General features: G+C 65.6%; 17 protein-coding genes. 11 read left to right on the plus strand and 6 right to left on the minus strand.

Annotated features, from left to right (window positions below; genetic code table 11):
• Positions 1-5: 5 nt before the first annotated feature.
• The 3 genes from ACTJK4_RS06670 to ACTJK4_RS06680 all read right to left on the minus strand — a co-directional run bounded on the left by ACTJK4_RS06670 (position 6) and on the right by ACTJK4_RS06680 (position 3354).
• A complete protein-coding gene (locus tag ACTJK4_RS06670) occupies positions 6-470 on the minus strand; it encodes a hypothetical protein (protein WP_440816993.1) in 465 nt (154 codons plus the stop codon).
• Between the two features lie 93 nt (positions 471-563).
• Positions 564-2270 carry a DNA repair protein RecN gene (gene recN / locus ACTJK4_RS06675; RefSeq protein WP_433865216.1) on the minus strand — a complete coding sequence of 569 codons (1707 nt, stop codon included), beginning with the start codon at positions 2268-2270 and terminating at the stop codon, positions 564-566.
• Positions 2271-2415: 145 nt separating this feature from the next.
• Positions 2416-3354: an NAD kinase gene (locus tag ACTJK4_RS06680; protein WP_440816997.1), complete on the minus strand. Its 939-nt coding sequence runs from the start codon at positions 3352-3354 to the stop codon at positions 2416-2418.
• 111 nt (positions 3355-3465) lie between these two features.
• Here ACTJK4_RS06680 and hrcA point away from each other — a divergent pair, with 111 nt between their 5' ends.
• Positions 3466-4524: a heat-inducible transcriptional repressor HrcA gene (hrcA, locus tag ACTJK4_RS06685; protein WP_232040932.1), complete on the plus strand. Its 1059-nt coding sequence runs from the start codon at positions 3466-3468 to the stop codon at positions 4522-4524.
• A gap of 41 nt (positions 4525-4565) precedes the next feature.
• On the opposite strand, the gene ACTJK4_RS06690 is transcribed toward hrcA, so the two are convergent.
• Together ACTJK4_RS06690 and hutC are read right to left on the minus strand one after the other, a co-directional pair.
• Positions 4566-4913 carry a carboxymuconolactone decarboxylase family protein gene (locus tag ACTJK4_RS06690; protein ID WP_232040931.1) on the minus strand — a complete coding sequence of 116 codons (348 nt, stop codon included), beginning with the start codon at positions 4911-4913 and terminating at the stop codon, positions 4566-4568.
• Between the two features lie 131 nt (positions 4914-5044).
• Entirely contained in the window at positions 5045-5758 is a 714-nt protein-coding gene (gene hutC / locus ACTJK4_RS06695) for a histidine utilization repressor (RefSeq protein WP_440817000.1), read from the minus strand.
• A gap of 154 nt (positions 5759-5912) precedes the next feature.
• Here hutC and hutU point away from each other — a divergent pair, with 154 nt between their 5' ends.
• The 6 genes from hutU to ACTJK4_RS06725 are packed head-to-tail and all read left to right on the plus strand — an operon-like array spanning position 5913 to position 13041.
• Positions 5913-7682 carry a urocanate hydratase gene (gene hutU, locus ACTJK4_RS06700; RefSeq protein ID WP_316684196.1) on the plus strand — a complete coding sequence of 590 codons (1770 nt, stop codon included), beginning with the start codon at positions 5913-5915 and terminating at the stop codon, positions 7680-7682.
• A 26-nt stretch (positions 7683-7708) separates the two neighbouring features.
• Positions 7709-9265, plus strand: coding sequence for a histidine ammonia-lyase (gene hutH / locus ACTJK4_RS06705; RefSeq protein ID WP_232040928.1), 1557 nt, complete (start codon positions 7709-7711; stop codon positions 9263-9265).
• Between the two features lie 2 nt (positions 9266-9267).
• Complete coding sequence (gene hutG / locus ACTJK4_RS06710) at positions 9268-10245, plus strand: formimidoylglutamase (RefSeq protein ID WP_414561037.1); 978 nt, start codon at positions 9268-9270, stop codon at positions 10243-10245.
• Entirely contained in the window at positions 10238-11473 is a 1236-nt protein-coding gene (gene hutI / locus ACTJK4_RS06715) for an imidazolonepropionase (protein WP_440817005.1), read from the plus strand. The genes hutG and hutI overlap by 8 nt, the downstream gene beginning before the upstream one ends.
• Positions 11474-11530: 57 nt before the next feature.
• Positions 11531-12646, plus strand: coding sequence for a ferrochelatase (hemH, locus tag ACTJK4_RS06720; protein ID WP_232040925.1), 1116 nt, complete (start codon positions 11531-11533; stop codon positions 12644-12646).
• On the plus strand, positions 12643-13041 hold the full coding sequence (locus ACTJK4_RS06725) for an RNA-binding S4 domain-containing protein (RefSeq protein ID WP_232040924.1): 399 nt from the start codon (positions 12643-12645) through the stop codon (positions 13039-13041). Before hemH ends, ACTJK4_RS06725 begins: the two co-directional genes overlap by 4 nt.
• Before the next feature lie 21 nt (positions 13042-13062).
• On the opposite strand, the gene ACTJK4_RS06730 is transcribed toward ACTJK4_RS06725, so the two are convergent.
• Positions 13063-13257, minus strand: coding sequence for a hypothetical protein (locus tag ACTJK4_RS06730; RefSeq protein ID WP_440817010.1), 195 nt, complete (start codon positions 13255-13257; stop codon positions 13063-13065).
• A 260-nt stretch (positions 13258-13517) separates the two neighbouring features.
• Here ACTJK4_RS06730 and grpE point away from each other — a divergent pair, with 260 nt between their 5' ends.
• The 4 genes from grpE to rnk all read left to right on the plus strand — a co-directional run bounded on the left by grpE (position 13518) and on the right by rnk (position 15340).
• Positions 13518-14165 carry a nucleotide exchange factor GrpE gene (gene grpE / locus ACTJK4_RS06735; protein WP_440817013.1) on the plus strand — a complete coding sequence of 216 codons (648 nt, stop codon included), beginning with the start codon at positions 13518-13520 and terminating at the stop codon, positions 14163-14165.
• 11 nt (positions 14166-14176) lie between these two features.
• Positions 14177-14602, plus strand: coding sequence for a thioredoxin family protein (locus ACTJK4_RS06740; protein ID WP_440817016.1), 426 nt, complete (start codon positions 14177-14179; stop codon positions 14600-14602).
• Between the two features lie 13 nt (positions 14603-14615).
• The gene (locus ACTJK4_RS06745; RefSeq protein WP_440817018.1) at positions 14616-14756 is read left to right on the plus strand and encodes a hypothetical protein; all 141 of its coding nucleotides are present in this window, start codon (positions 14616-14618) and stop codon (positions 14754-14756) included.
• 176 nt (positions 14757-14932) lie between these two features.
• On the plus strand, positions 14933-15340 hold the full coding sequence (gene rnk / locus ACTJK4_RS06750; RefSeq protein ID WP_232040919.1) for a nucleoside diphosphate kinase regulator: 408 nt from the start codon (positions 14933-14935) through the stop codon (positions 15338-15340).
• Positions 15341-15347 lie beyond the last annotated feature (7 nt).

Consider the following 15347-nt stretch of genomic DNA (forward strand, 5'->3'; position numbering starts at 1 on the left):
GTGGTTCAGCGTTGAATCTTCATGATGCGATCCGGGTCGGCCGAAGCGATGCCGGGCGTGCTGCGCAAAGCTGTCACTGCGCCATCCAGCGTGGCCGCTGCATCGCCCGAGCTGGCGCGCACCACCCAGAATCCACCCGACATCGGACGCACCACCGCAAAGGCCAGGCGCGGCGTTGCGCGTGCACCGGCAGCATCCAGCACGCCTTGCACGGTGGCGGACGAGGTGGTCGGCGTGCTCAGGCCGATGATGATGTCGCCCAGACTATGTGCAGCCGACACGGAAGCAGGAGGCTGGGTGTTGGCCGAGGCGGGGTCCATGGCAGGCGGTTTGCCCGGATCAATGGCCGGCACGGACTTGCACGCGGCCAGCAGGCACAGGCCGAGAGCCGCGGCCAGCGCAGGCTTGGCGGTCGACAGCAGGGATCGAGGGCGGGCAGCCGGTTGGATCGTGCGGGCCATGCGGGCCATGAAGTTCTCCTTGGATTCGGTAGAGGATGTTTGTAGCGTGTTCAGCCGGAACCTTCGTGCCAACCCTGGCAGTAATGGTTCCGGTATAGGCGATCACTGTGCCACGCGGCGGGATTTCCGCGCCGCGGATTCAGGTGCCGATTGCGCACGGCCCGCGGCGAGCATCTCGTCTGCGTGGCGCCGCGTGGTGTCGGTGAGCGACGCGCCGCCCAGCATGCGGGCGATCTCGTCCACGCGGCCCGTGGCGTCCAGCACCACGAGGTCGGACCGCGTGCTGCCGGCGACCGTCTGCTTGGCGACTTGAATATGGTGATTGGCGAGCGCGGCCACTTGCGGCAGGTGCGTGACGCACAGCACTTGGCGGCGCATGCCGAGTTCGCGCAGGCGTCGTCCCACGACTTCTGCCACCGCACCGCCGATGCCGGAATCTACTTCGTCGAAGATCAGCGTGGGCGTCGGGCTTGCCTCGCTGGCAATCACCGAGATGGCCAGGCTGATACGCGCCAGCTCGCCGCCCGAGGCGACCTTCGCCAACGGCCGTGGTGACACGCCCGCATGCCCCGCGACGAGGAATTCGACTTGCTCCAGCCCCGCTGCCCCGCCATGTTCCAGCGCGTGCAGCGCGATGTCGAAGCGGCCGCCGGCCATCGACAGGCCTTGCATGGCCCCGGTCACCGCGTCGGCCAACTCGCGCGCGGCCTTGGCGCGGTCGCGCGACAGCGATTGCGCGACCGTCATATAGGCGGCTTGGGTTTGCGCTTCCTGGGCCTGCAGCGCATCCAGGTCGGATGCCGCTTGCAGCGCGGCCAGTTGCGCCTGCCGTTCAGCCAGTTCAGCGGGCAGCGTTTCGGGGGCGACGCGGTATTTGCGTGCCATGGTGTGCAGTGCCTGCATGCGTGCGTCAACTTCGGCCAGGCGGTCCGGGTCCAGCTCGGCGCGATCGGCATAGCGGGCGAGCGTGTGCACGGCCTCCTGGATCTGCACCTCGGCCGGCTCAAGTGCAGCCAGCACGTCGGTAAGCGCGGGGTCGATCTCGGCCAGTTCACGCAGCGTATGGAGCGTCGCTCCCAGTTGCGTGAGCACCGCACCTTCGGACTCGGACAACCCATCCAGCGCCGCGCGCGTGCCTTCGATCAGGCTGGCTGCGTGCGACAGGCGGTGGTGCTCGGCCTGGACCTCTTCCCACTCGCCAGGTTGCGGGCCAAGCTTCTGCAATTCGTTGACCTGCCATTCGATGCGCTCGCGCTCGAGCTGGACTTCGCGCGACTGCTGCTCGGCGGCTTCGCGTGCCCGCACCACGGCATGCCACTCCCGGTAACGTTCTCCGACCACGCGCACGGCGCCTTCCAGGCCCGCATGGGCGTCGAGGAGGCTGCGCTGCGCATCCGCCTTCAGCAGCAGTTGATGCGCGTGCTGACCGTGGATGTCGACCAGTTGTTCGCCCACCTCGCGCAGCTGCGCCAGCGTGACGGCCGCGCCGTTGATGAAGGCTTTGCTGCGGCCGGCAGCATCGACTGTGCGACGCAGCAGGATCACGCCCTCGTCGTCGTGCAGTTCATGTGCCTCCAGCCATGCGGCCACATGCGGATGCACGTCGAACTCGGCGGTGATGTCGGCACGCGGCGCGCCTTCGCGCACGACAGCCGCATCGGCGCGCTCACCCAGCGTGAGTGCAAGTGCATCGATCAGGATGGATTTGCCCGCGCCGGTCTCGCCCGTAAACACGGTAAAACCGTCGGCCAGATCGAGATCCAGCGCGTGAACGATGACGAAATCGCGGATGGTGAGGCTGCGCAGCATGGAAGCGGTGAGCGAGGAGTTTTAGTACCTGCCCATGATTCGTAGCGAGCGGCTCGAGGTTGAAGCGAGAAGCGCAGCCGTACATGCGTACGGCGAGCATTGCAAGTTCAAGATCGGGCCGCGCAGTAGGATCATGGGCAGGTTCTTAGAGCCGGTTGTCTTCGGTCGGATACTCGTGCCAGTGCAGCTTCTTGCGCAGCGTGGCGTAGTAGTTGTAGCCGACCGGGTGCAGCAGCCGCACCGTGCGCTCCGAGCGGCGCACCACGATGCGGTCACCGGGCAGCAGTGACGTGAGCGACTGCATGTCGAAGTTGACGCTGGCATCGCGCCCGCTGGTGACCTGGATGACCACCTCGGCGTCTTGCGGAATGACAATCGGCCGGTTCGACAGCGAGTGCGGTGCGATGGGCACCAGCACCAGACCCGAGAGCGCAGGATGCAGGATCGGCCCGCCGGCAGACAACGCATACGCCGTCGAGCCCGTGGGCGTGGAGACGATCAAGCCGTCCGAACGCTGGTTGTACATGAAGAAGCCGTCGACCGACACGGCAAGCTCCACCATGCCCGAGGTGCCCGAGCGGTTGACTACCACGTCGTTGAAGGCGAGGGCGGAGAAGATGACCTCGTCGTCGCGCACGACCTGAGCCTGCAGCAGCGTGCGGGTTTCGGCCTCGTAGCGGCCCGACAACATGTCGGGCAGCACGGTGTGTACGTCGTCGAACGGAATGTCGGTCATGAAGCCGAGCCGCCCGTGGTTGACGCCGATCACGGGGACGCTGGCACCGGCCAGGTGGCGCCCGATGCCGAGCAGCGTGCCGTCACCGCCGAGCACGACGGCCACGTCGGCGTGGCGCGCCATCTCTTCGGGCGGCAGGGCAGGGTAGTCCTGAACGCCGATGTTGAGCGCCGTTTCGCGCTCGAAGACAATGTCATGCCCGCGCGCGGCAATGCACGACGCCAGTTCCATGAGAGGGCCGGCAATGTTGGCAGCCGAATACCGGCCGACCAGCGCAACGGTCTTGAAAGGCGAAACGGACGAGGAGGCGGGAGCTTGCGGGGCCACGGCGGACGAGGGAATCGACATGCGCGCATTACACCATATCGATATGACCGTCGCCACGTCAGCGCGTGTTTCGTGGAGAAACGCCGACATCACCCGTAGACGGGCGCCGATTTTGCGTAAAATTGAAGAATCATGGACAAGCGCGCCACTATCCTCCTCAAGACCTTGATCGAACGGTATATCGCCGAGGGCCAGCCCGTGGGCTCGCGCACCTTGTCGAAGTATTCGGGGCTCGATCTGTCGCCGGCCACCATCCGCAATGTGATGTCCGACCTCGAGGAGATGGGCTTCATCGCGAGCCCCCACACCTCCGCCGGGCGCGTGCCGACGCCGCGCGGCTATCGCCTCTTCGTCGATACGATGCTGACGGCCAGCCCGCTGGATGTGCTGAGCACGCAAGACCGCATGGCGCAGCAGATGGTGGGTGCGATTGCCGAGCAGGTGCGCACGCAGCTGGCGTCGCATGGGTCGGAATCGTCGCAGCGGGTGATTGCGGCGGCGGCGCAGACCTTGTCCAACCTCTCGCAGTTTGCCGGCATCGTGATGACGCCGCGCCGCACGCATGCGTTCCGGCAGATCGAATTCCTGCGGCTGTCGGAATCCCGCATCCTGCTGATCGTCGTCACGCCCGAAGGCGACGTGCAGAACCGCATCATCCATACCGATACGCCGTACAGCCCGTCGCAACTGGTGGAAGCGGCCAACTACATCAATGCACACTACGGCGGCCAGACGTTCGATGCGGTGCGCGAAAGCCTGCGCGGCGAGCTGTCTGCACTGCAGGCCGACATGACCGCGCTGATGCAGGCTGCCGTGGAAGCGGGCAGCAGTGCCGCGTCGGAAGAGGAACCGGTCGTCATTTCGGGCGAACGCAAGCTGCTGGATGTGGAAGATTTGTCTTCATCCATGGACAAGCTGCGCCGGCTCTTTGCCGTGTTCGAACAGAAGACTGGCCTGCTGCAACTGCTGGACGTATCGAGCCGTGCCGAGGGCGTGCAGATCTTCATCGGCGGCGAAAGCAGCCTTGTGCCGCACGAAGACATGGCCGTCATCACCGCGCCGTACGAGGTGGACGGCAAGATTGTCGGCACGCTGGGCGTGATCGGGCCGATGCGCATGGCGTATGAGCGCGTGATCCCGATCGTGGATATCACCGCCAAGCTGCTATCCAGCACCCTCAGCCAGTATTGAAACAACGCCGCCTGTGGCGGGCCGGGTTGCCCGCCAATGTCTCAGGCTGAAAACTGCTCGAACGCCGCCAGCGCATGCGTGGCGTACATCATCGAAGGGCCGCCTCCCATGTAGACGGCTGTTCCCAACACCTCTTCCAGTTCGGCACGGGTAGTGCCGAGTTTGACCAGCGCCTGGACATGGAAGCCGATGCAGTCGTCGCAGCGGCTGGAAATGGCTATTCCCAGCGCCACCAGTTCCCGCGTCTTCTTGCTCAGTGCGCCGTCTTTTGTGCCGGCTGCCGCCAGTTGGCTGAATGCCGTCATCAACTCCGGCTGCGATTCGCGCAAGCTGCGCATGTGCGCAGACACATCTTTGACCACGCTTTTGAATTCGGGCATGCCGCTCATGACAGTGCTCTCCTGGGCCGGGTGTGGAGTGAGGTAGCGAACTGGGCGGACTGGCATCAGCCGCCGCGCATCTTTTCGAGCATTCTCGTCCGCGCCCCGGGGCAAGGTCATGATGTAGCGCAACGACGCGCTTAGAAACTGCCCGTGAACTGATACCGCCCGCCCGGGTGCCACATGGTTGCCACGGAGGCGACCTGGCCCTGGGATAGCGTCTTGCGCCGTAGCATCAGACACGGTTCGCGCACATCCATGTGCAGCATTTCGGCGATCTCGCGGGTGGGCAGGCGCGCCTCGATGCCGTAATCCACGCCCTGCAACGGGGCGGCACGCATCAGGTAGGCGTTTGGCGTGGTCTGCGTGAAATCCTGCTGCATATAGTCAGGGGCCAGCCCGGCATTCACCCAGCGGTCTTCCACCTGGATCGGCAGGTCATTCTCGAAGTGCACGATCAGCGAGTGGAACAGGGCTTGCCCCACCGGTACGCCGAATGACGCGGCCATCGCTTCGTTCGCGCGGGCGCGCTCCAGCTTGTGCAGTTCGGCACGGTGCCGGTGGCCGCGTGCGGCAATTTCCTCGGCGATGTTGCGGATCGCTACGAGCGTCGCCTGGTACTTCTGCTGCGCGACGAACGTCCCCAACCCCTGCACGCGCGTGAGGATCTGCTCGGCGGTCAGCTCGCGCAGCGCGCGATTGACCGTCATGCGCGACACGCCAAACGTCTGCGCGAGCGTGGTCTCCCCCGGGATCATTTCGCCTTCTTGCCACTCGCCGCTGCGGATGCGCATGAGGATGTCTTCCTTGATGCGCTGGAAGGCGGGCGTGCTGGCGGACGGGTCGTGTGACATGGACGTGGCTTGCGGTGCGGTTTGGGCGGCCGATGTGATGTGCGGATGGCGGTCATCATCAGGGTTTGCTCTTAGCTTGTAAAGTTTTCTTGCCTAAGTTGTATATACAACATAAGATGCGCTCCATGACAAAGGAGTTCGCAGGAGACCTCATATGAACGCCCCGACCAACGCTGCCCACCTGACCAACGACCCGCGCTACGACGCCTCGCGCGAAATCCGCGCCCCTCGCGGCACCGAGCTGCATTGCAAGAGCTGGCTGACCGAAGCGGCCTACCGGATGCTGCAGAACAACCTCGACCCGGACGTGGCCGAGAACCCCAAGCACCTCGTCGTGTATGGCGGCATCGGCCGCGCCGCGCGCGACTGGGCCTGCTTCGACAAGATCCTGGAAACGCTGCGCGAGCTGAACGACGACGAATCGCTGCTCGTGCAATCGGGCAAGCCGGTGGGCGTGTTCAAGACCCATCCGGATGCGCCGCGCGTCTTGATCGCCAACTCCAACCTCGTGCCCAAGTGGGCGAACTGGGAACACTTCAACGAGCTGGATCGCAAGGGCCTGTTCATGTACGGCCAGATGACTGCCGGCAGCTGGATCTACATCGGCAGCCAGGGCATCGTCCAGGGCACCTACGAAACGTTTGCCGAGGCGGGCCGCCAGCATTATTCGAACAGCCCCTCGCCCTTGCTGGCACAAGGGCGGTCCCCCGAGGGGACGAGCGGCAACCTAGCCGGCCGCTGGATTCTCACTGCCGGCCTGGGCGGTATGGGAGGCGCACAGCCGCTAGCCGCCACGCTGGCCGGCGCCGTGTCGCTGAACATCGAATGCCAGCAATCGAGTATCGATTTCCGCCTGCGTACGCGTTACCTCGACAAGCAGGCCAAGGACATCGACGACGCATTCAACCTGATTCGCCACCATTGCGAGCGCGGCGAGGCTGTGTCCATTGGGCTGCTCGGCAATGCGGCGGAAATCCTGCCGGAGCTGGTCAAGCGTGCCCGCGCCGGCGGCCTGAAGCCGGATCTGGTGACCGACCAGACCTCGGCACATGATCTGGTCAACGGCTACCTGCCGGTTGGCTGGACGGTCGAGCAATGGCGTGCTGCGCAACGCGATCCGTCGCAGCACGCCCGCCTGACCGACGAGGCTGCCAAGTCCTGCGCCGTGCACGTGCAGGCCATGCTCGATTTCCAGGCCATGGGCATTCCGACCGTCGACTACGGCAACAACATCCGCCAGGTCGCGTTCGACCAGGGCGTGAAAAACGCCTTCGACTTCCCGGGCTTCGTGCCGGCCTACATCCGTCCGCTGTTCTGCGAGGGCAAGGGCCCGTTCCGCTGGGTGGCGCTGTCGGGCGATCCGGAAGACATCTACAAGACCGACGCCAAGATCAAGGAACTCTTCCCGCACAACACGCACGTGCATCGCTGGCTCGACATGGCGCGGGACCGCATCGCCTTCCAGGGGCTGCCCGCACGCATCTGCTGGCTGGGCCTGGGCGAGCGTCACCTGGCCGGTCTGGCCTTCAATGAGATGGTCAAGAACGGCGAGTTGAAGGCGCCCATCGTGATCGGCCGCGATCACCTGGACACGGGCTCGGTCGCCAGCCCCAACCGCGAAACCGAGGCCATGCGCGACGGCACCGACGCCGTGTCGGACTGGCCGCTGCTCAACGCGCTGCTCAACACGGCCGGCGGTGCGACGTGGGTGTCGCTGCACCACGGCGGCGGTGTCGGCATGGGCTATTCGCAGCACTCGGGCGTGGTGATCGTCGCCGACGGCACCGACGCTGCGGCCAAGCGCCTGGGTCGTGTGCTCGTCAACGATTCCGGCTCCGGCGTCATGCGCCATGCGGATGCCGGCTACGAAACCGCCATTGCCTGCGCCAAGCGCAACGGTTTGAACCTGCCGATGATCGGCTAAGTTAGAGACATCCTGCTCGTATTGCTATGAACACCATGACCACGCCCCCCATCCTGACATTGCAACCCGGCGAGATGTCCTTTGCCGACCTGCGCCGCGTGTGGCTGGCCCCGACGCCCATCGCGCTGTCTGGCGACTGCGCGGCCGCCATCGAAGCGTCGGCCGCCACGGTACAGGCCATCGTCGCCAAGGGCGCACCGGCCTATGGCATCAACACCGGATTCGGCCTGCTGGCCAAAACGCAGATCGCCACGCACGAGCTGGAGCGCCTGCAACGCAACCTGATCCTCTCGCACGCCGTCGGCACGGGTGAAGACCTGAGCGACAACGTGGCGCGACTGGTGCTGCTGATGAAGGCCGCCAGCCTGGCGCGCGGCTATTCGGGCGTGCGCCGTGTCGTGATCGATACGCTGCTGGCACTGCTGAACGCCGGCATCGTGCCGTGCATTCCGTCCAAGGGTTCGGTGGGCGCGTCGGGCGATCTGGCACCGCTGGCGCACATGACGCTTGCCCTGCTGGGTGAGGGCGACGTACGTGTGAACGGCGTGCGCACGCCGGCGCGTGCCGCGTTGGCCGCCGCCGGCATCGAGCCGATCGCACTGGCCGCCAAGGAAGGCCTGGCGCTCATCAACGGCACGCAGGTGTCGACCGCGCTGGCGCTCAACGGCCTGTTCCTGGCCGAGCGTCTGCTTCAAGCCGCCACCGTGTCGGGGGCATTGTCGGTGGATGCCGCCAAGGGCAGCGATGCGCCGTTCGACCCGCGCGTGCACACCGTGCGTGGTCAGGCGGGGCAGATCGCCACTGCCGCGGTGTACCGCAACCTGCTGGCCGGCAGCGCCATCCGCCAGTCGCACCTCGTGGGCGACAAGCGCGTGCAAGACCCGTACAGCCTGCGCTGCCAGCCGCAAGTCATGGGCGCGTGTTTCGACCTGATCCGTCAGGCCGGCGCCACGCTGCTCACCGAAGCCAACGCAGTGACCGACAACCCGCTGGTCTACGCCGATGCCGGTGAAGTGATTTCGGGCGGCAACTTCCACGCCGAGCCGGTGGCGTTTGCTGCCGACATGCTTGCGCTGGCGATTGCCGAGATCGGTGCGTTGTCCGAGCGCCGCATCGCGCTGCTGATCGACTCCACGCTGTCGGGTCTGCCGCCGTTCCTGGTGGAGCAGCCGGGCCTGAACTCGGGCTTCATGATTGCGCACGTCACGGCCGCGGCACTGGCCTCGGAAAACAAGACGTTTGCCCACCCGGCCAGCGTGGACAGCCTGCCGACTTCCGCCAACCAGGAAGACCACGTCAGCATGGCGACCTTCGCCGGCCGCCGTTTGCAGGACATGGCCGAGAACACCGCCACCATCGTCGGCATCGAAGCGCTGGCGGCAGCGCAGGGCATCGACTTCCACAAGCCGCTGGCGACGTCCGACACGCTGCAGAAGGCGCATGGCTGCATCCGCGCGCGTGTGGCGTACTACGGTGAAGATCGCCTGTTCGCCCCCGACATCGAAGGCGCCCGCCGCCTCGTGCTCGACGGCGATCTGGGCGATTCGTGCCGCGCGCACGTCGGCGAACTCGCACTCGTCTGACCATGCTCGCCCAAGCCGAACCGAACGTCTGGCAAGGCCGCGTCGATGCGGAGGAAGGCCCGCTGGGTTTGCGTTGGCACCAGACCGTGCGCCGCATCGATGCATCGACGCCGCTGGCCAACACCGTCGCCCTGGCGGGTTTCGCCTGCGATGCCGGTGTCGCGCGCAACCACGGGCGAACCGGCGCACAGGCGGGCCCCGCCGCCATCCGCAAGATGCTGGCGAACTTGCCCGCGCGTGCCGGCCGTGTGGTCGTCGATGCGGGCGACGTGACTTGCCAGGGCGATGCGCTGGAAGACGCGCAGAGCGAATTGGCCGGTGTGCTCCACGATCTGCTCGATCGCGGCGCGTTTCCGATTGCGCTCGGCGGCGGGCATGAGATCGCGTGGGCCTCGTTTGGCGGCTTGGCGCGGCATCTGGCCGCGAAATCCGATCAACCGCCGCGTATCGGCATTCTCAACCTCGATGCGCATTTCGATCTGCGTGCGGGCGAGCGCGGCAGCTCGGGCACGCCGTTCCGCCAGATCGCCGAAGACTGTGCCCGGCGCGGCTGGCCGTTCCATTACGCCTGCCTGGGCGTGAGCACCTACGCCAACACCGAAGCGCTGTTCGCGCGTGCGCGCCAGCTCGGCGTGCGCTGGATGCACGACGACGAGATGGACGTCATGCAGCTCGCGCACGTGCTGAAGGTGGTCGAGGTGTTCCTGAGCCAGGTCGACCACGTCTATCTGACGATGTGCCTCGATGTGCTGCCGGCCGCTGTTGCCCCCGGCGTGAGCGCACCGTCGGCACGCGGCGTCGGGATGGACGTGATCGAGCCCATCGTCGATCGCGTGGTCAGCTCGGGCAAGCTGCGGCTGGCGGATGTGGCGGAACTGAACCCGTCGCTCGATATTGACAATCACACCGCACGTGTCGCTGCCCGTCTGGTGGCGCGCGTGGCAGACGGCATCGGCCTGCAGGGAGCCGCACATGACTGATCCGGCCAACCTGCACTGGGACGCGCTCTGGACCAACGTCCACCTCGCCACGCTCACCGCCGATGCTGACGGCTACGGCGAGATCCGCGACGGCGCCATCGCCGTCAAGGATGGCCGCATTGCGTGGCTTGGCTACCGCGCTGATGTGCCCGTCAACGCCCGCGCCACACGCGACCACGATGGCGGCGGCGCGTGGCTCACGCCCGGCCTGATCGATTGTCACACGCACCTCGTCTACGCCGGCAACCGCAGCAATGAATTCGAAGCGCGCCTGAACGGCGTGCCGTACGAAGAGATCGCGCGCGCGGGCGGCGGCATCCTCTCCACAGTTCGTGCCACGCGGGCGGCCAGCGAAGACGCGTTGGCCGAAGCCAGCCTGCCGCGCCTGAATGCGTTGCGCGCCGAAGGTGTCACCACCGTCGAAATCAAGTCCGGCTACGGCCTGAACCTGGAAACGGAGCGCCGCATGCTGCGCGTCGCACGGCGCTTCGGCCAGGCGTTGCCGGTGCGCGTGCGGACAACCTTCCTCGGCGCGCATGCCGTGCCGCCCGAATTCGCCGGCCGTGCGGATGACTACATCGATCACCTCTGCGCCGAGGTGCTGCCTGCGCTCGCCGCGGAAGGTCTGGTCGATGCCGTTGACGCCTTCTGCGAAACCATCGGCTTCACGCCCGCACAGACGGCGCGCATGTTCGACGCGGCGCAGCGCCACGGCCTGCCGGTCAAGCTGCACGCCGAGCAACTCTCCGACCAGGGTGGCGCAGCGCTGGTGGCTCGCTACGGCGGCCTTTCAGCGGATCACCTCGAATGCCTGACCGATGCGGGCGTGGCCGCCATGGCGCAAGCCGGCACTGTGGCTGTACTGCTGCCCGGCGCGTTCTACTGCCTGCGTGAAACGCGCCTGCCGCCGATGGCCGCGCTGCGTGCCGCCGGTGTGCCGATGGCCGTGTCGACCGACTGCAACCCCGGCACGTCGCCGTTGTCGTCGCTGCTGCTGGCGATGAACATGGCGTGCACGCTGTTCCGCCTGACGCCGCTGGAAGCGCTGACCGGCGCCACGCGTCACGCCGCCGCTGCGCTGGGTCTGTCAGGCACGTGTGGGGTCCTTGCCCCGGGCTGCGCGGCAGATTTCGCGCTCTGGCGCATCGATCGGCCTGCCGATCTAGCCTATGCGATGGGGCTCAACCCGTGTGCCGGTGTGGTCAAGGACGGCGTTGTGGTGGCGTAAGGCACACTCGATGACTCGGCTCGTATAATCGGTCGGGTCTATCGCGAATCCGCGCCCATGCCTTTCTTGCCCGAACCCCTGTTCCAGCACGGTCAGCCCGATCGCACCGCGATCCTGCTCGTCAACCTCGGCACACCCGACGGCACGTCGCCGCGCGAGGTGGGCCGCTACCTGCGTCAGTTCCTGTCCGACCCCCGCGTGGTGGAGATTCCGCGCGCCGTGTGGTGGTTCATCCTCAATGGGCTGATCGTGCCGCTGCGTTCGCGGGCGTCAGCGCACAAGTACGAAAGCATCTGGCTGCGCGAGGCCAACATGACGGGCTCGCCGCTGCTTGTCTACAGCGAGCGGCAGGCGCATGCGCTGCAGCAGTTGCTGAACGCCCAGGGCCACGATGTGGTGGTCGCCTGCGCGATGCGTTATGGCAATCCGTCGATCCCATCGGTCATGCAGGCGCTGCGCAAGCAGGGTGTCGAGCGCATCCTCGTGTTGCCGATGTATCCGCAGTATTCCGGCACCACCACTGCGACGGCCTTCGATGAGGTCTTCCGAGTGCTGGGTGAAATGCGCAATCAGCCCGAGTTGCGGCTGGTCAAGCATTTCCACGATGACCCCGCTTACATCAATGCGCTGCACCAGCAGGTGGGCGCGTATTGGGCGCAGCATGGCGCGCCTGACTTTGCGCATGGCGACAAACTGGTGCTGTCGTTCCATGGCGTGCCGCGACGAACGCTGGAGTTGGGTGACCCGTACCACTGCGAATGCCTGAAGACCGGCCGCTTGTTGGGCGAAGCGCTCGGCCTGCAGCCGGGTCAGTACCTGGTCACCTTCCAGTCGCGCTTTGGCCGCGCCGAATGGCTGCAGCCTTACACCGCGCCCACGCTGGAAGAACTCGGCCGCGTTGGCACCAACCGCGTCGACGTGTTCTGCCCTGGCTTCCCGGCCGATTGCCTGGAGACGCTGGAAGAGATCGCCATGGAAGGGCAGTCCACGTTCCGTGTCGCCGGCGGCAAGGATTTCCATTACATCCCGTGCCTGAACGACAGCGAAGCGTGGATTGCCGGCATTGCCGACATTGCGCTGGCGCATCTGCAGGGCTGGCCGCTCACGCTTACGCACCCGCATGTGCTGGATGCCAGCCGCACCCGTGCGCAGAGCAAGGGGGCCGCCGCATGAAAGTGAGCACCGACGCGGCCGATCGCGTGCGCATCGACAAATGGCTATGGGCGGCGCGTTTCTTTAAGACTCGGTCGCAGGCGACCGATGCGGTGGAGCGCGGTCGCGTGCAGATCAACGATCAGCCGGTTCGTCCCGCCAAGGATGTCAAGATCGGTGACCACGTGCGGGTTCACGCCCATGAACAGCAGTGGGAAGTCGAGGTATTGGCGCTGGCGGAAGTGCGCGGTCCAGCCTCCGTTGCACAAACGCTCTACGCCGAGACGGACACCAGTCGCTTAAAACGCGAAGAGAATGCCGACAAACGCCGGCTGTATCGGGAACCCGCCACACAAATTGCTGGCCGACCGACCAAGCGAGATCGACGGCGTATCGACAAACTCGGCGGAGAGTGAGGTACACCGTGCGAGTGTGTGCTAACTTAATACGGTCAAACCGCGCGGCATCTGCTGCATCTGTGCCGGCTTGATGATGTAGTGCTTGAAGAATGCCTTGCCGCTACCGTACTCCGTATAACGCGGTGTGACGGCCCCAGACAGGCAAATAAACGTTGTGGCTGCGGTCAGCGTCAACAGCAGGAGCACGGTCAGAACGGGCAGCTTGTTATGCATGGTACGAACCCTCAAAGAAGCTCGCGCCCCCCAGTTTTTTCTTGCATCATAGGCGGCCAATAAAGGCGTCGCAATTGCTGTGCCGTTGCAGTCTGATGAAAGTTGTAACCCCATATTTCGTGATGCACGACGCACAGTTGTCGCGCATCCGGCGCCCTTGAAAAGCGCGCCAATTGCCCCATAACGGGGACAAATCGTTCGTAAAATCCAGCGGATCCTCTCGGGCACATGCCATGCGTCGATCCTCTTTATCCAGCGCTATGAAACACACTTCGGACACCTCCTCGAACTCGGACATGCCAGCGGACACCCAAGCCACCCAGCCGAACCAGTCGGCGACGGGCCAGGCGGCCCACGCTTATTCGAGCCAGGCTCAGCGCGCGAGCGCCGACGCCCAGGCCGTCGCCGGTGACGAAGCCGCCGTGGCAGAAGCGGTGGCCGACATGGACGTCGCAGAACTGCGCCGCCAACTGGAAGCTGCTGAAGAAAAGGCGCGCCAGAATTATGAAAACTGGGCGCGTGCCACGGCCGAAGGCGAGAACATCCGCCGCCGTGGTCAGGACGACGTGGCTAAGGCCCACAAGTTCGCCATCGAAGGCTTCGCCGAATACCTGCTGCCCGTGATGGACAGCCTGCAGGCCGCCTTGGCGGATACCTCGGGCGACGCCACCAAGCTGCGCGAGGGTGTTGAACTGACCCTCAAGCAGCTGTACGCCGCATTCGAAAAGGGCCGCGTCACCGAGCTGAACCCGGTGGGCGAAAAGTTCGATCCGCATCGCCATCAAGCCATCTCGATGGTGCCGGCCGATCAGGAAGCCAATACCGTGGTCGCTGTTCTGCAGCGTGGCTACACGCTGGCCGACCGCGTGCTGCGCCCAGCCCTCGTGACGGTGGCGGCGCCCAAGTAAGCCCACGCCCCGTGATCCAGAACGCAACCACTTCGCAATACGCCAACGGCGCGATCACGGTCGACAAGACCGCATTCGCGGCGTTTGGCATGCGCGAGGTGAACACAGAGACCTTCGACGCAGCCATTGCGGCGGCGGGCGATGCACTCGTGTGCGTGTTCTTCTGGGGCGTCGATTGCTTCAACTGCGAGATGGCGAAGAAGGCCATGCTCGCGCAACCGGCCGCGGTGCGTGAGCTTGGGCTGAGCTGGCTGCACGCGAACGTCTATGCGCACCCTCAGCTTGGCCAGCGCTTTGGCCTGCACGGTATTCCGGTGTTCATGTTTTTCCATCGTGGCAAGAAGCTCGGCCGGGCGACCGGCTGGCATGGCCACGCGCAATTTGCCGCCGCCGTTGCCAATGCGCGCAACAAGCTGGCCGGCAAGCCGCTCATCTGAGGCAGCGACCATCATGACGTCGATGCCGGTGGCTGCCGCCTTTCTTATCTCTTCGTCTTTCCGTGCTGTGCGCCCCAAGCGCGTGGCGCGCACTTCGCCGCGCGCCGCCCAGGCGATGAACGCGGCCATTGCCGCCGCCCGGTGGTTGTTCTAGTGCCTTTGCGGCACGTTGCCGCCGGGCTCTCCCTACTCCCCCAGAAGTTTCGGCTTCGTATCACCGCCGGCCGGCCTATGCGCCCGCTGGTGTTCTTGCCGCTGCGTTCCATTGGCCCGTAAGGCCATCGGCAGCGGCTTTGCCTCGTGTTGAACATAGACCTGTAGGAGATCGTCATGTCCAAAGCAGCCACCATCTACCTGACTGAGCTGGACCTCACCCGTCTGGAGAATGCCGCCACTCGCGCGGGCAACAACTCACCGCTGGCCGATCTGGTCGACGACCTCATTGCTCGTGCCAACGTGGTGCCCGGCAACAAGATTCCCGCCGATGTGGTGACCATGAACTCGGTCGTGTGCGTGGTGGATGACGCCGGCGCCGAACAAGAGTGGACGCTCGTCTACCCGGAAGACGCCAACGTGACATCGGCCAAACTGTCGGTGCTCTCGCCGATGGGCGCGGCGCTGCTGGGTGCGCGTGCGGGCAAGTCGGTCAAATACTCGGCGCCCAATGGCGCACAGCGCTCCTTGCGCATCGATCGCGTTGCGTTCCAGCCCGAGGCCAGCGGCCAGCACACGCTCTAAGCCGGCG

The organism is Ralstonia sp. 22111 (assembly GCF_052045895.1).
In the GTDB taxonomy this organism is placed as follows: domain Bacteria; phylum Pseudomonadota; class Gammaproteobacteria; order Burkholderiales; family Burkholderiaceae; genus Ralstonia; species Ralstonia wenshanensis.

Bases quoted from the DNA above. Each gene is read 5' to 3' on its own strand.
- ACTJK4_RS06670 (WP_440816993.1), bottom strand. From the start codon at position 470: ATGGCCCGCATGGCCCGCACGATCCAACCGGCTGCCCGCCCTCGATCC.
- recN (WP_433865216.1), bottom strand. From the start codon at position 2,270: ATGCTGCGCAGCCTCACCATCCGCGATTTCGTCATCGTTCACGCGCTG.
- ACTJK4_RS06680 (WP_440816997.1), bottom strand. From the start codon at position 3,354: ATGTCGATTCCCTCGTCCGCCGTGGCCCCGCAAGCTCCCGCCTCCTCG.
- hrcA (WP_232040932.1), top strand. From the start codon at position 3,466: ATGGACAAGCGCGCCACTATCCTCCTCAAGACCTTGATCGAACGGTAT.
- ACTJK4_RS06690 (WP_232040931.1), bottom strand. From the start codon at position 4,913: ATGAGCGGCATGCCCGAATTCAAAAGCGTGGTCAAAGATGTGTCTGCG.
- hutC (WP_440817000.1), bottom strand. From the start codon at position 5,758: ATGTCACACGACCCGTCCGCCAGCACGCCCGCCTTCCAGCGCATCAAG.
- hutU (WP_316684196.1), top strand. From the start codon at position 5,913: ATGAACGCCCCGACCAACGCTGCCCACCTGACCAACGACCCGCGCTAC.
- hutH (WP_232040928.1), top strand. From the start codon at position 7,709: ATGAACACCATGACCACGCCCCCCATCCTGACATTGCAACCCGGCGAG.
- hutG (WP_414561037.1), top strand. From the start codon at position 9,268: ATGCTCGCCCAAGCCGAACCGAACGTCTGGCAAGGCCGCGTCGATGCG.
- hutI (WP_440817005.1), top strand. From the start codon at position 10,238: ATGACTGATCCGGCCAACCTGCACTGGGACGCGCTCTGGACCAACGTC.
- hemH (WP_232040925.1), top strand. From the start codon at position 11,531: ATGCCTTTCTTGCCCGAACCCCTGTTCCAGCACGGTCAGCCCGATCGC.
- ACTJK4_RS06725 (WP_232040924.1), top strand. From the start codon at position 12,643: ATGAAAGTGAGCACCGACGCGGCCGATCGCGTGCGCATCGACAAATGG.
- ACTJK4_RS06730 (WP_440817010.1), bottom strand. From the start codon at position 13,257: ATGCATAACAAGCTGCCCGTTCTGACCGTGCTCCTGCTGTTGACGCTG.
- grpE (WP_440817013.1), top strand. From the start codon at position 13,518: ATGAAACACACTTCGGACACCTCCTCGAACTCGGACATGCCAGCGGAC.
- ACTJK4_RS06745 (WP_440817018.1), top strand. From the start codon at position 14,616: ATGACGTCGATGCCGGTGGCTGCCGCCTTTCTTATCTCTTCGTCTTTC.
- rnk (WP_232040919.1), top strand. From the start codon at position 14,933: ATGTCCAAAGCAGCCACCATCTACCTGACTGAGCTGGACCTCACCCGT.